Below are 14,076 nucleotides of genomic sequence, written 5' to 3' on the forward strand. Positions count from 1 at the left end.
GTCAGGAGGCGGCAAAATCGGGCACGGCAAAAAAGCACAGCAGGTTGGCCTTGCTCAGGTATTTTTTGACGGAATGCGTGGTGGTGCCCAGTTCGGCGGCGATCTCGGCGTAGGTCATGCCGTCCAGGTGGGCCAGCAGGAAAGCGGCCCTGGCCTTGGCGGACAGCTGGTCCAGCGCGCGGTCGACCAGCTGCAGCGATTCGAGCACCATGGACATCGCTTCCGGCGACGGCGTGCTCGCTTGCGGCTGGTGCAGCAGGGCGTCGAGGTAAGCCCGTTCCAGCTCTTCGCGCCGGCAGTGGTTGGCCAGCAGGCGCTTGGCGATGGTGGCCAGGAAAGGGCGCGGCTGCGCGATCCCCGCACTGCTGCGCGCAACGAAGATCTTGATGAAGGTATCCTGCGCCAAGTCGCCGGCCAGCCCCGCATCGTGCAGGCGGCGCTTCAGCCAGTGCAGCAGCCAGGAATGGTGCTCGGCATACAGGGTCTGGAAGTCGGACGGAGGGGAAGGGGCGGACAGCATGCGAAGAGGGTGGGATAGCTTAATCTAAATGAGAATTGTTCTCATAATAACGCAGCGGCGCGCGCCAGGCAATCAGGAAAACGCGGCGTTGCTGAAATGCGACTGCGCGCCCGGGCCGCGCGCGGTGCCGGATTTGCGCCTGAGCACGGCAGATGTAAAAGTTTCCTTAGCGCAAGCTTTCATGTGAGAAAATGCGGCTTGTCGATGTGGTGCGGAGCGGAGCGAAAAATGATGTGGATGGTTGGCGGTGCCCTGGTTCTATTGGTCGCCAGATTTTTATGGCTGGCCTATTTTCATCGGGTCAACGCGATGTCGCGCCAGGCGGAATTGATGAACTGGCTCGATATCGGCCGGGTGTCGAACCCCGATGGCGGCAAGGATATTCTGTTGGCGAGAAATGAGCGCGGCGCCCGGATCGACTGGCGCACGGGCGAAGTCTGGCTGATGAATCCCAAGGTGGCCGAGCCGTTTGCCGATTTTCTCGCCGTCGAGCGCTGGCTGACGATGCGCGACATGCCGGCGGCGGGCAAGCCGGCCGCAGCCACGCCTGCGCCAGTGGAACCGGAACCGGAAGCGGCGCAGGACGCCGGACCCGTGCGCGACACCTTGCCGGCCTTCCAGCAAAAAGTCGATGCGTGTTTGGCCAAGGCCGAAGGCGGCCAGGAATTGCTGGAAACCAAGCAGGCGTTCGAGGCGGGCAGCGAGCCCTATCTCGAGGCGTCGACGGAACTGAGCAAGACGGCGCTCGAGCTCGAAGTGTCGCCAGCCATGGTGGCGACGTTTCATATCAGCGCGTTCGCCGCCCTGGCCGAAACGGCGGGCGCCGACAAGCTGGAACGGGTAGCGGCCAGCCTGCACGCGGCGGCCAGGCAGATCAGGGCCAGCGTCGCCGTGTAAAAAGCGGGCCTGACCCGGAATGAAAAAAACCGCTGACTCCCTTGCAGGAATCAGCGGTTTTTATGTATTGGTTGCGGGGACAGGATTTGAACCTGTGACCTTCGGGTTATGAGCCCGACGAGCTGCCAGACTGCTCCACCCCGCAGGCGAATTATAACCGAGTTTGTTGCATTGCGAAAGAGCGGATTGACACGAAGGGCATTTGCTTTGCATGAGGGCGGTAGGCATGCTGCGCCGCAATGGAAAAAGCCGCTGATCCCTTTGCAAGAATCAGCGGCTTTTTATATATCTGGTTGCGGGGACAGGATTTGAACCTGTGACCTTCGGGTTATGAGCCCGACGAGCTGCCAGACTGCTCCACCCCGCAGGCGAATTATAGCGGGGTTTGCTGCAATGCGCAATGGCCGGGTTTCAGACCTTCGATTACGCCGCCGCCAGGCGCCACAGCGAGGTGACTTCCTTCGAACGGGCCGCATGCAGGCTGTCGGTGGCGTCCTGCGCGCGCGGGTGCGTGGGTTTCACGTCCAGGCGGTCGATGACTTTCAAGCCCGCCTGTTCTATCCATTCGAGCAATTGCGCGCGCGGGCGCAAGCCCAGGTGCTCGGCCAGGTCCGACAGGATCAGCCAGCCTTCGCCGTTTGGCTCCAGGTGGTCGGCCAGGCCGGCGAGGAAGCCGCGCAGCATGCGGCTGTCCGGATCGTAGACGGCGTATTCGATCGGCGAGCTGGGGCGGGCCGGTAGCCAGGGCGGATTGCACACGACGAGCGGCGCGCGGCCGGCAGGGAACAGGTCGGCCTGCACCACCTCGACCTTGTCGATCACATCGAGGCGGGCCAGGTTTTCGCGCGCGCAGGACAGGGCGCGCGGGTCCTGGTCGGTGGCGACGATGCGGGCGACGCCGCGCTGCGCCAGTACGGCGGCCAGCACGCCCGTGCCGGTGCCGATGTCGAAGGCCAGGCTGGCGCGCGCGGGCAGCGGCGCTTCCGCCACCAGGCCCACGTATTCGCCGCGGATCGGCGCGAACACGCCGTAGTGCGGATGGATGCGCTGGCCCAGGGCCGGCAGTTCCACGCCCGTGCGGCGCCATTCGTGCGCGCCGATCAGGCCCAGCAGTTCGCGCAAGGAGGCGATAAACGGCTCTTCGCCGCGGCCATACGCTTCATTGCACGCCAGTTTCACGTCCGGCGCGCGGCGCAGCGGGATCGTGTAGTCGGCATCGAAGGGCAGCAGCAGCATGGCCAGGGTGCGGGCGCGCTGCGACTGGGCCTGGCGGTGCAGATGGAACGCTTCCGTGGCGGACGGTTCCGGCTTGGCCAATTTGGCGGCCTTGGCCTTCTTGCTTGGTTTGTCGTTCTTGTGGTCGGCGCGGCGCGCCAGCGCCTGCAGCAACTGGCGCGCATTCTGGAAGTCGCCGCGCCACAGCATGGCTGTGCCTTCGCAGGCCAGGCGGTAAGCCTGGTCGGCCGTCGTGCGGTCATCGGCGATGACGACGCGCTTGGGCGGCGGCATGCCGCTTTCCGAACGCCAGCGGGCCGAATGCTCGGCGCCGTTTTCGCTCCAGTGGATCTGCGGATGAACGGTAGGTGAAGAGGTGTCGGACATGGGATTCAATCGATAGAAGGGGGCGCGCGGCATGGTCGCCTGCGCAGGCCGTCTTCCATTATACGTTGCTGGCCGTGCCGTCTGTGCTGCCGGCGCTGTCCGTGCCATAGGCGAGTGCCAGCGCACGGGCGCGCGCCTGCTCTTCCGGCGTGGCTTCCACGATTTTCTTGCCGGCGTCGGCCACCGCGTCCGGCTGCACCAGCTTGAGCAAGCGCAAGCTCAGGCTGCCCGCCAGGTCGCCATCGTTGCCGCTGGCGCTGGCGCTGGCGCCATCGGACATGCCCTGATAGAGATTGCTTTGCAATTGCTGGCCCAGCAGCTTGAACAGGTCGTGCAGATTGCCGCCGAAATGCGTGTCGGGCAACTGTTTGGCGGGCAGGACGCCGTCATCGGATACCGGGGCTTCCGGCGTTTCATTTTGCGTTTGCTCAAGCACGCCCGCGCTGATATTCGATTGATATTGCACTTCCACTTCGAAGTCGAAGGTCTGGCCGTCGGCCGTCGTGATCTTGCCCTTGCCGATGAAATGCGCGTTTTCATCGAGGCTGAAGGCGGCCGCGCGGCTGCTGCCATTGGGACCCGAGACGCTGGCGCTGCCGCTGCTGAAGCTGGAGCCGGCTTGCAAATCGACCGAATCGAAGGCGATGGTGGCGCCGTCGCCGAACAGCTGGCGCGTCATGTGGCTCAGGAAATCTTGCGCCACGTCGACGGTGGCGTTGCCCAGCGCATCGGTGCGTTGCGAGAGCCGTTTGGCCGACAGGTCCAGGCCATTTTTCGACAGCGCCACCACGTCTTGCGCCGTGCGCTGCATCAGGGGTGAGCCGGCCAGGCCCGTGGCGCTGTTGCCCGTGCGGGACGGCTGCTGGCCAGCCAGCGTATTCGAGGCGGGTTGACGGCTGGCGAGGGCGGGAAGCTGGGACATGGCGGTTTCTCAATGAGCGAAGTACCGTTATTAACGGCGTTCTACGCCCATTCTTTAACCATTAGTGGTGGTGCGACCAGCTACCGTCCGCCGATTCCAGGTAGGACTTGACGGCATCGGCCTGGCCCGTGGCGTGGCGCTTGAGTTCGCCGCATGCGCAAATGCCCTGGTATGGCTGGATATGCGAGCAGGCGGAGACTTTTTGCAGGTAGACCTGCATGGATTTGTGACATTTGACGCACTTGAAGGTGAGGCTGCGGGCGGCTTTCATGGGCTTCCTTGAACTGTTGCGGGGCATACGGGAACATATGCGAAGGGCGGGATTTTACCCCACTCCGCCTGCTGTTACATACTGTTGCAACTGCGCCACGCGGAAGTCAACTGAATCAGGTCTATCACGTTGAGAGAGTACGGAGGCCATCTGGTATCCATTGAACGAGGTAGCACCATGGACAAGCATGACAAGGAGAAGCCTGCACAGCCCGCCAAGGAGCTGGTCAGGAAGTGGCTGAAAGCGGAGCTGGAACAGCGCCGGCCGCCGCCCGACCCCGAGCAGATCCGCCGCGAGCTGGGCTGGGATATGCTCAGGCTGTGCCGGGAGCCGGCCAGCCGTTAGCGACCTAACGCACCGTCACCACGCTCTTGCCGCCGGACCCCGGCTGCACGAGGATGCGGGTGGCGATGCGTTCCGTCATTTCCTGTACGTGCGAGATGACGCCCACCTTGCGGCCCATCGCTTGCAAGCCGTCGAGCGCATCCATGGCCACGCGCAGGGTTTCCGTGTCCAGGCTGCCGAAGCCCTCGTCGATGAACAGCGATTCCACGCGCACGCGGTTCGAGGACAGCGAGGCCAGGCCCAGCGCCAGGGCCAGCGAGACGAGGAACGATTCGCCGCCCGACAGCGAGTGCACGGAGCGCAGCTCGCCGCCCATGTCCTGGTCGCGCACCATCAGGCCCAGCGATGGATTGTTCGGGTTGTCGATGCGTTCCAGCTGGTAGCGGCGCGCCAGGTGGTTCAGGTGCGCGTTGGCATAGCCGAGCAGCACTTCCAGGGTGAATTGCTGCGCGTAGTTGCGGAATTTCTTGCCGTCGGCCGAGCCGATCAATTCATTCAGGCTGGCCCAGCGCCGCTCGATGACGGCTTGCGCCTCGATTTGCGCCAGCATCGCTTGCGCGCTGTGGCGCCGGGCGTCGTCCTGCGCGATGGCCAGGCGCAAGCGCGTCGCTTCCTCGTTGGCCGCCTGGCGTTCCAGCGCCAGTGCATCGAGCGCGGCCTGCAGCGCGGCCACGTCCATTTCCAGCGCCTGCGGCGGCTGCTGCACGTGCGCGGCCAGCTGCTGCCGCCGTTCGGCCAGCACGGAAACGGCCGCCGTGTGGCGGTCGGCGATCACTTGCAGGGCGTCGCGTTCGGCGCGCATGGCGTCCGGCGCGATGGCCAGGTGCGCGCGCAGCTCGTCGAGCGTGGCAGGCGCGTGGGCCGGATGGGCATCCTGGAACTGGCGCAGCCAGTCGTGCAGGGCGGCGGCGGCGCCGTGTTCCTGTTCGCGCATGGCGGCCAGGCGCTGCGACAGCTGCGCGCACGCTTCGTCGAGGCGCGTGCGTTGCTGGCTGGCCGACTGCGCCGCCGTTTGCTGCCGCGCCAGCTGTTCTTTGGACTGCGCGATGGCCGCTGCCAGGCTGCGCTCGACCTCGGCCACGCTCTGGCCCTGCCATAGCGCGTGGCGCTGCGCTTGCAGTGCCGTTCGCTGTTTGTCGGCGGCGGCAAAGACGGCATGGGCTTCCTGCGCCGTGTGCCGCGCCTTGCCGGCGGCCAGCAGCGCCGCTTCCAGTTGCGCGGCCAGGGTCGCCAGTGCGTGGCCGCGCTTGTCCTGGTCCGCCTGCTGTTTCAGCCATTGCCGGCTTTCCGATTCACGCGCCGCGCGGAAGTCGGCCGGGCCGGCGCGCCAGCTGTCTTTCCAGTCCTCGGCGCCGTCGGCGTCGGCAAAGGCGCCATCGAGCTGCGCCAGCAAGGCATCGAGCGTGGCGCGCGCCGTCTCGCCCTTGTCGGCGTTGCCCGCTTGCTGCGCCTGCAGCTGCACCAGCTGCGCTTGCGCCTCGGCGACGGTGCTGGTGCAGCGCGCGTGCTCGCTGGATGCCAGTTCGTGCGCCGCCTGCGCCTGCTCGCGCCGCGCGCTGGCCTGGCGCAGCACCGTTTCCTGCTGCGCCAGCGCCTGCAAGCCTGCCGCATTGGCCGCCAATTGCTGCGTGAACCAGTCCGCGCGCTCGTCTACCGGCGGCAGCTGCAGGGTGTCCGCGTGCGGCTGCCATTGCGCATTCAGGCCGTCGATGATGGACGGCAGTGCCGATAGTTCTTCCGCCGTTTGCGCCTGTTCGCGCATATGGGCGGCCAGTGCCGCCTTGTGCGTGGCCAGCCGTTCCAGATTGCCGCGCACCTGCGTTCGGCAGGCCAGCACGTCATCCTGCAAGCTGGCCAGCATCGCCTGCAAGGCGTCGTCGGCGTGGCTGTACGGGTGTTCCAGCGCGCCGCAGACGGGGCAGGGCTGGTCATCCTGCAAATTGGCCCGCAGCTGCTCGACGCTGGCCGCGCATGCCGCTTCGGCGCCCTTCAACGATTTTTCCGCCTGCGCCAGGCGAGCCTCCAGCAGCGCCGTTTGCGCCGCTTCCGCCGCCAGTGCCGTGCTTTCCGTTTGCGCGGCCTGCGCCAGCTGGGCCGCCTTCGCTTGCCAGTGCGCCAGCGCCTGCCGCTGGCGTGCCAGTTCGTTCCAGGTTTTTTCCGCGTTGCTCAAGATGCGCGCGTGTGCCTCCAGCTGGCCGCGCTGTTCCTGCAGCCCCTGGCCATCGATGGCTTGCACGGCCGCCAGCGCCTCGCGCCGTTCGGCATCGCGCAGCGCCAGCGCGGCAGCGGCGCTGGCTAGCGCCGCTTGCGCCGCCTGCGTGGTGTCAAGGGCCTGGCGCACCTGCCGCGCCGATTCGGCCATGCTCGCGTCGGCCGCATCGGCTTGCGCGGCCGCTTGCCCGGCCTGGGCAAACAATTGATCCCATAATTGCCACGATTGCGCCAGCGCCTGCCACTGCTGGTGCGATGCCAGCCACTGACTGCCCGCTTCCTGTTCCGCCTGCGCGGTCTGCTGGCGCTGCTGCAGCGTGTGCAGCGCGGCGCGCGCAGCCTCGTTGGCCTGGTCGGCACCTTGCGCCGCTTGCTTTGCCTGCTCATGCGCGGGCAGCTGGGCCAGGATACCGGCATCGAGCGCCTTGGCCTGGTCGAGCAGGGGAGCCGCGTCGCGCTGCGCCGCTTCTTTGGACAGCAAGTCCGCTGCCGCCAGCTGCACGGCCTGCGCCAGTTGCGCTTCGCTGGCCACAGCCTGCGCCGCCTGCGCGCGCGACGCTTCCAGCGCGGCGCCCGTACTGGCGATGTCGTTCGCCAGACGCGCCACGTCGTCGATCAGGGGCCGCGCCGGCTGCAGCAATTCCCACTGCGCCAGCGCCGTGCGGCGCGCTTCGGCAGCGGCCCGTTCGGCATCCGCGCCATCGAGCGCCTCTTGCGCCGCCGCCATCTGGGTTTGCAGCTTGTGCGTCTCCTGGTGCCAGCGCTGCTGCAGTTCCAGCACGGCCTTGCGCAAGTCGATGGTGTGCAGGGCGGTGTCGGCCGCGCTGCACAGCGTTTCGGTATCGGCCCGTTCTTCCGGCGACAGGGGACGCTGGTCGGCCAGTTTTTCGCCCAGGCGTTCGAGGACCTGTTTTTCCTTTTTCGCCCGCTCGAAGGCGCGCATGGAAATGTCCGTATAGATGCTGCTGCCCGTCAGGGTTTCGAGCAACTCGCCCCGTTCATTGTCTTCCGTCTTGAGGAAGGTGGAAAACTCGTTCTGCGCCAGCAGCACGGCGCGCGTAAACTGGTCGAACGACAGGCCGATGCGCTTTTCGATCTCTTCCTTGACTTCCGTCTTGGTACCGCCGATGGCTTGCAGCGCGGGCAGCTGGTGCAAGCTCATGGCGGTGGCCTGCAGCGCGCCTTCCGCCTTGGTGCGCGAGCGGCGCACGCTCCAGCGCGCGCGGTAGCTTGCGCCGTCGTTGCCGACGAAGTCCACTTGCGCGTAACCGTCGGGCGTGCCGCGCCGCAGCAGGGTGCGCGTATCCTGGGCATTGACGGTTTCCTTGCCCACGTCGGGCAGGGCGCTGCCCCGGCCCAGCACTTTCAGCAAACGCGGCGTGGCGTCGTACAGGGCCAGGCACAGGGCGTCGAGCAGGGTGCTCTTGCCCGCGCCCGTGGGGCCGCTGATGGCGAACAGGCCGGAAGACGCCAGCGGCTCCTGCTGGAAGTCGACTTCAAATTCGCCGGCCAGCGAGGCCAGGTTCTTGCCGCTGATGTTCAGTATTTTCATGGTTCTTCAGTTTCGCTCACGCGCCGGGCAGCAGCAGTTCGGCCAGGGCCGACAGTTGTTCGGGGGGCGCTTCCTTGCCGTATTTTTGCAGGTACAGGCGGCGGAAGATGTCGTCGGGCTGCAGCTGTGCCAACTGGTCGAGCGTCAGGTTCTCGGGCGCGCTGCTGCGCGCGGCGCTCGACGTTTCGATCTTCGCCAGACGCACGTGCTTGCCGTCGAGCGCCGTTTCGATGCGCGTGCGCAGGCCCGGTTCCGGTGCATCGAGGCGCACGCGCACTTCCAGGAAGGGCTGCGCTTCAGGTGGTGTGGCGGGCACGTCGAGGGCGGCCAGCTGCGCCAGTACTTCGTTGATGGGCGCCGGCGTGGCGGGCACGCGCAGCAGGGGCACGGCGCGCGGCACTTCGATGGCGCGCACGGATTGCAGCGCTTCGCCGTCGATATCGAGGCACAGCACCTGGTGGCGGTAGTGTACTTCGGCGAACGACAGGGGAATCGGGCTGCCGCAGTAGCGGATGTGCTCCTGACCGCCCACGGCCTGCGCCTTGTGCAAATGGCCCAGCGCCGCATAGGCGATGGACGTATCGAAGATCCCCGACGGAAGCATTTCCGTGCCGCCGATGACGATGCGGCGTTCGGAGTCGTTCGACATTTCGCCGCCCACCATGTGGCAGTGGCCCATGGCGACGATGGCTTGCCCGGGCTGGCGGCGCGCCAGCGCCAGGTCCGTCAATTGCCGGTACAGCAGGGCGATGCCGCCCAGGTAGGCGTCCTGCGTGTCGCCGGCCGGCAGTTTCGGCACGTCGCCGGGGCGCAAAAAAGGCACGGCCAGGCACCAGGCCTGCACTTGCCCGTCGCCGCCGGCGAGCGGCAGCAGCAGGCGTTCCAGGTCGATATTGCCTGCCTCGTCGCGCAGCAGATGGCCGATTACGTGGGTGCCATGCGCGGCCAGCAGGGGGCCGGGCGCTTCGAGACGGCCGGCCGAATCGTGGTTGCCGGCGACGACCACCAGCTGCAGCGCGGGCAGGCGCGCGCGCGCCTGCTGCAGGAAGACATATAACTGCTTTTGCGAGGCGGCCGACGGGTTGGCGTTGTCGAATACGTCGCCCGCCACCAGCAACACGTCGACCTGTTCGACCACAAGCGTGTCGAGCAGCCAGTCGAGGAAGCGCTGGTGCTCGTAGCCCCTTTCAAAATTGTGCAGGGTCTGGCCCAGATGCCAGTCGGAAGTGTGCAGCAGGCGCATGGTGTGGCAACGGTAGGGAGGACAGGCGCCAATATAGCAGGAATGATAGGGGTCAGACCCGTTGGGGGCATGTTTCCTGGTAGGGAACTTGCCGATCGCGAAGCGACTGACCCCAGCCTTCAGTTGGGCTTGCCCTCAGCCATCAAGCCGTCAATGCGCCAGCTCTGTATGTATTGCGTCCATCCTGCTTGGCCTTGTACAGCAGCACGTCGGCGCGCTGCAGCAGCACGGCGGGGGAAATGTCTTCGTCGCGGTAGAAGGCCAGGCCGATGCTGGCGGAAATGCGCACGGTGATGCCATCGAGTTCGAACGGCTGCTGCATGGCGGCGACGATTTTTTCCGCCAGCACGGCCGCGTCTTCTGGCCGGGTGATCTGTTCCATGATGATGGTGAATTCATCGCCGCCCAGGCGGGCGATGATGTCGGTGGCGCGCATGGTGTGCGTCAGGCGCTGGGCGAAGGCGCGCAGCAGGGCGTCGCCGGTGCCGTGGCCGTGCGTGTCGTTGACGGGCTTGAAGCGGTCGATATCCATGTACATGACGGCCATCAGGTGCTGCTGCTGGCGGCTCGCGTGCATGGCGTCGCTGAGTTTTTGCTGGAAGCCGGCGCGGTTCGACAAGCCCGTCAGCGCATCGACCTGGGCCAGCTTCAGCAGGCGCTGTTTTTCGCGCTTTTGCACGGTGATATCCTGGCGCATCACGTGAAAGCCCACCACCTGCAGCTTGTCTTCGCCGATCTGCGGGATGTAGATCACTTCCAGGCAGCGCTCGATGCCTTCCTTCTCGTCTTCTTCCTCGAAGCTCAAGGTTTCACCGGCCAGCACTCTTTCGATATACGGCGCCACCGTGCGGTAGCGCGCCTCGCCCACCGTGTCGCGCACGCGCTTGCCCAGCGCCTGGCGGCCCGTCAGGCCGAATTCGCGTTCATAGGCGATGTTCAGGAAGCGGTAGACCTGGTCGGCGTCGATGTAGGCGATCATGGCCGGCAAGGTGTCGGCGATGGTGCGCAGGCGCGCTTCGCTTTCCAGCAGCGCCACTTCCGATTCGCGCAAGGTGGTGATGTCGTCCAGGGTCCCCACGTAGCCCTCGATCTTGCCGTCGATGAGGATGGGCGCGATTTTGACGGAGACCCAGACCAGCCGGCCGTCGCGCTGCAGGCAGCGCAGGGTCGACTGGAATGGCGCATGGCTGCGCGTCAGCTGTTCCAGCGCCACGTGCATCAGCGGATAGTCGTCCGGATGCAGGGCGCTGGTCCAGCCGGCGCCCAGGGCGGCCGCGCGCGGCAAGCCCGTGATCGATTCGAAGGTGCGGTTGACGTAGGTGCAGCGGCGCTGGCGGTCCAGGCGCACCAGGCCCAGCGGCGAGGCGTCGTTGACGGCGGCCAGCTCGGCCTGTTTCTGGCGCAGTTCCAGTTCCTGCTGGCGGCGCTGCGAGATATCCTCGGCGATGCACAGGATATGTTCGATCTGCTGGCGCTCGTCGAACACGGGCACGGAGACGGCGCGCAGGTAGCGCAGGCTGCCGTCCGTCAGGCGCAGCGGCTTTTCCGTATGGTCGATGACGCCGTGCTCGGCCAGGATGGCGCGGTCGTCCTCGGCGTCGTGCAGGCCGAAGTCGGGCGGGAATGCCTGGCAATCGGTCTTGCCGATGACGTCGGCGGCCAGGTGGCCGGTGATGTCCTCGGCCGCCTTGTTCCACACTTCCATCTGGCCGAAGTTTTCCGGTCGCGCGCTTTTCACGTAGACCAGCACGGGCAAATGATCGATCAGCGATTGCAGGAAGCTGCGGTTGTCCTGCAGCGCCAGTTCGTCGTGCTTGCGCGCGCTGATGTCGCGCGAGGTGACGGCCACGCCGTCGGTGATTGGCACCACCTGGTGGCGCAGCCAGCGCGTGGCGCCCGAGGCCAGTGTCAGCTCGAATTCATCTTCCAGCGGCTGGCGCGTTTCCATCACCAGCACGAAGCGCTGGAAGAAACGCTCGCCGCGCAGCAGCGGCATGTGCTGCAGCACGCGCTGGCCCAGCAGCTCGGAGCGCGGCTTGCCCAGCATGTCGGCGGCCCGCTCGTTGACGTCGGCGAAAATGAAGTCTTCCACCGGCTTGCCCTGGGCGGGGCGCCAGGCTTTCAGCAGCAGCACGGAGTCGAGGCTGCCGTGGTGCGCCGCGCGCAGCAGCGCCTGCGTTTCCGTCGCCTGGCGGATGCTGCGGCGCAGGCGTGCGCTCTGGCGCATCAGCAGGGTCGTAAAGCCGGCGATGAGCACGCTGGCGGCGAGCAGCGCGCCGATATACACGAGGCGGCGGTGTTCGAAACGGGCCAGGGCGACGGTACGGCTCACGCCCACCACGGCCAGCAGCGGGTAGCGTGGCAGCTCATGATAGCTGTAGATGCGCGGCGTCGCGTCGACGGGCGGCTCGATCAGCAGTTCCTCGGAAGCGTGCTGCGGCGGTCCCGGCATGCGGAAGTCGATGCGGTCGCTGAGGATCAATTGCTCGCCGATGCGGCCCACCGTCAGGCCGCTGTCGCGCGCCACCAGCATCAGCGCGCCATGCTCGTCGAGGTTCAGGCGGTCGTAGTCGTCGACAAAATACGTGGGGTCGACGTGGATGACGATGGCGCCGGCAAAGCGGCCCCGCGCATCGTTCAGGCGGCGCGCCAGGCGGATGGTCCAGCGCTTGCCGTCCGCGTCGAGCATCGGTGTATCGACCAAAACCGTGTCGGATGCATTGGCGGCCAGCGCCCTGAAAAATGGCTGCGCGGCCAGGTTTTCCGGCAGATAGGCGTGGGCGCTGTCGATGACGTTGCCCTGCGCGTCGATGAGGGCGATCGGCAGTTCCAGCTTCGATGGCAGCACGCTGTCGAGCAGGCCCTGGCGGCGCGTGAATTCATTGAGGCGCAGGCCGCCGTCCGTTTCCTCGTATTTGAGCTTGAACAATTGCGTGGCATGGTCGGTCTGGCGCAGCGTGAAACTGGTATGGTCGGCCAGGGTACGCGCCAGCGACTGGCTCGCGGCCACGGCGTCGCGCACGGCGCTGGCCCGCTCCTGGCCCACCTGATAGTAGACGGCCGCCCACAGCGCCAGCAGCAGGATGAGCGCGAACAGGGGCACCAGACTGATGCGGTACAGGCGGCGGGCAAGGCGTTGCAGGGGTCTCGTTATCGCTATCACGGGCGCTTGCAGGCTAGATTCATGGAAAAAGGGAAGGGCGGCGTGGCGCGCATGATAGCCGAAATCGGCTGCCTTGCGCATAAGCCCGTCGCCGCCACGCCCATCGTCTGTTCGCGGTCTGTCGCTGGGCTTATTTTGCGTTAAATCAAGTATCTGTGGTGCCGCGCACGCTAAAAAAGGTGCGCCGGTGGCGACACGGGCTGGCGGCGTGGCAGAAAAAGTACAATTGCGCCCCCATCCTCATTAAAATGGATGCTTCTACCTCCCATATCGAAAGTTGTCATGCAGAGTAAAAAGCCCGATGCGGCACGGCTGGACAAGATCGTGGCCGAAGCGCGCCGCGCCGCCGACCAGCGCGAGAGCGGCTACCGCGAGCGCTCGCTGAAGATGTACCCGTGGGTCTGCGGCCGCTGCATGCGCGAATTTACGCGTGCCAACGTGCAGCAGCTGACCGTGCACCACCGCGACCACAACCACGACAACAATCCGCCCGATGGCAGCAACTGGGAACTGCTGTGCCTGTATTGCCACGACAATGAGCACTCGCGCTACCTGGAAGCGGACCGTGGCGCCGGCTTGCTGTCGGCCGAGGTGGCGCCGGCCACGCACAATCCGTTTGCCGCGCTGGCGGGCCTGATCAAGAAAAAGGACTGAGCGGGCCGCGCCGCTTCCCCATGCGCATCTTGCTGACCGAAGACGACCCGCAACTGGGCCGCGCCACGCAGATCGGCCTGGAGCAGGGCGGCTATGCCGTCGACTGGGTCACGAGCGCCGAACACGCGCACACGGCCGTGCGCCTGCACGACTATGGCTGCATCCTGCTCGACCTGGGCTTGCCCGGGCAGGACGGCATGCAGGCGCTGGGCATGCTGCGCGACAATGGCTATAGCGGCGCCGTGCTGGTCGTCACGGCGCGCGACACGGTGGGAGAGCGCATCGCCGGCCTCGACGCGGGCGCCGACGACTTCATCGTCAAGCCGTTCGACCTCGACGAACTGGCCGCGCGCATCCGCAGCGCCTGCCGCCGCGCCGCCGGCCGCCTGCGCGAGCACCTCGTGCACGGCGACCTCGTGCTCGATATCGCGGACCGGCAGGTGACGCAACGGGGCTTGCCCGTGACCCTGACGGTGAAGGAATTTCGCATCCTGCAACTGCTGCTGGAGCACGGCGGCCGGGTGCTGAGCCGGGAACAGCTGGAGAAAAATCTGTATAGCTGGGGCGGCGAAGTGGAAAGCAACGCCGTGCAAGTGCACATCCACCACCTGCGCAAGAAGCTGGGGCGGGACTTGATACGCACCGTGCATGCGATCGGTTATTGCATCGACAAGCCGAAAGCGGCCTGACAAAGAA

Annotated in this window: 11 protein-coding genes and 2 tRNA genes; 4 read left to right on the forward strand and 9 right to left on the reverse strand. The window is 66.3% G+C overall.

All coding sequences use genetic code 11. The features are described from left to right. Window position 1: 1 nt before the first annotated feature. Entirely contained in the window at window positions 2–520 is a 519-nt protein-coding gene (locus SKZ59_RS18940) for a sigma-70 family RNA polymerase sigma factor (protein ID WP_319992624.1), read from the reverse strand. Between the two features lie 228 nt (window positions 521–748). On the opposite strand from SKZ59_RS18940, the gene SKZ59_RS18945 reads away from it, so the two are divergent. After that, on the forward strand, window positions 749–1,417 hold the full coding sequence (locus tag SKZ59_RS18945) for a hypothetical protein (protein WP_319992625.1): 669 nt from the start codon (window positions 749–751) through the stop codon (window positions 1,415–1,417). A gap of 68 nt (window positions 1,418–1,485) precedes the next feature. Here the strand turns inward: SKZ59_RS18945 and SKZ59_RS18950 are convergent. From SKZ59_RS18950 to SKZ59_RS18970, 5 genes are all read right to left on the reverse strand, one after another. After that, a tRNA-Met gene (locus SKZ59_RS18950) sits at window positions 1,486–1,562 on the reverse strand. A gap of 145 nt (window positions 1,563–1,707) precedes the next feature. Further along, a tRNA-Met gene (locus SKZ59_RS18955) sits at window positions 1,708–1,784 on the reverse strand. A gap of 56 nt (window positions 1,785–1,840) precedes the next feature. After that, window positions 1,841–3,019 (reverse strand): class I SAM-dependent methyltransferase, encoded by a 1,179-nt coding sequence (locus SKZ59_RS18960; RefSeq protein WP_319992626.1) that lies wholly within the window; start codon window positions 3,017–3,019, stop codon window positions 1,841–1,843. Between the two features lie 58 nt (window positions 3,020–3,077). Next, window positions 3,078–3,941, reverse strand: coding sequence for a hypothetical protein (locus SKZ59_RS18965; RefSeq protein ID WP_319992627.1), 864 nt, complete (start codon window positions 3,939–3,941; stop codon window positions 3,078–3,080). Window positions 3,942–4,002: 61 nt separating this feature from the next. Beyond that, window positions 4,003–4,212 (reverse strand): hypothetical protein, encoded by a 210-nt coding sequence (locus tag SKZ59_RS18970; RefSeq protein ID WP_034755039.1) that lies wholly within the window; start codon window positions 4,210–4,212, stop codon window positions 4,003–4,005. A gap of 177 nt (window positions 4,213–4,389) precedes the next feature. Here SKZ59_RS18970 and SKZ59_RS18975 point away from each other — a divergent pair, with 177 nt between their 5' ends. Then, window positions 4,390–4,557 (forward strand): hypothetical protein, encoded by a 168-nt coding sequence (locus SKZ59_RS18975; RefSeq protein ID WP_166449232.1) that lies wholly within the window; start codon window positions 4,390–4,392, stop codon window positions 4,555–4,557. 4 nt (window positions 4,558–4,561) lie between these two features. Here SKZ59_RS18975 and SKZ59_RS18980 read toward each other — a convergent pair whose 3' ends face one another. From SKZ59_RS18980 to SKZ59_RS18990, 3 genes are all read right to left on the reverse strand, one after another. Next, the gene (locus SKZ59_RS18980) at window positions 4,562–8,320 is read right to left on the reverse strand and encodes an AAA family ATPase (protein WP_319992628.1); all 3,759 of its coding nucleotides are present in this window, start codon (window positions 8,318–8,320) and stop codon (window positions 4,562–4,564) included. A gap of 16 nt (window positions 8,321–8,336) precedes the next feature. Then, window positions 8,337–9,563, reverse strand: a complete 1,227-nt coding sequence (locus SKZ59_RS18985) for an exonuclease SbcCD subunit D C-terminal domain-containing protein (protein ID WP_319992629.1) — start codon at window positions 9,561–9,563, stop codon at window positions 8,337–8,339. Window positions 9,564–9,705: 142 nt separating this feature from the next. Next, the gene (locus tag SKZ59_RS18990; RefSeq protein WP_319992630.1) at window positions 9,706–12,726 is read right to left on the reverse strand and encodes a PAS domain-containing protein; all 3,021 of its coding nucleotides are present in this window, start codon (window positions 12,724–12,726) and stop codon (window positions 9,706–9,708) included. Between the two features lie 282 nt (window positions 12,727–13,008). Between SKZ59_RS18990 and SKZ59_RS18995 the strand changes: the two genes are divergently transcribed. Together SKZ59_RS18995 and SKZ59_RS19000 are read left to right on the forward strand one after the other, a co-directional pair. Further along, window positions 13,009–13,380, forward strand: coding sequence for a YajD family HNH nuclease (locus tag SKZ59_RS18995; RefSeq protein ID WP_034755042.1), 372 nt, complete (start codon window positions 13,009–13,011; stop codon window positions 13,378–13,380). A gap of 20 nt (window positions 13,381–13,400) precedes the next feature. After that, complete coding sequence (locus tag SKZ59_RS19000; protein ID WP_319992631.1) at window positions 13,401–14,069, forward strand: response regulator; 669 nt, start codon at window positions 13,401–13,403, stop codon at window positions 14,067–14,069. Window positions 14,070–14,076 lie beyond the last annotated feature (7 nt).

The organism is Janthinobacterium sp. GMG2 (assembly GCF_033949445.1).
Taxonomy (GTDB): Bacteria; Pseudomonadota; Gammaproteobacteria; order Burkholderiales; family Burkholderiaceae_D; genus Janthinobacterium; species Janthinobacterium aestuarii.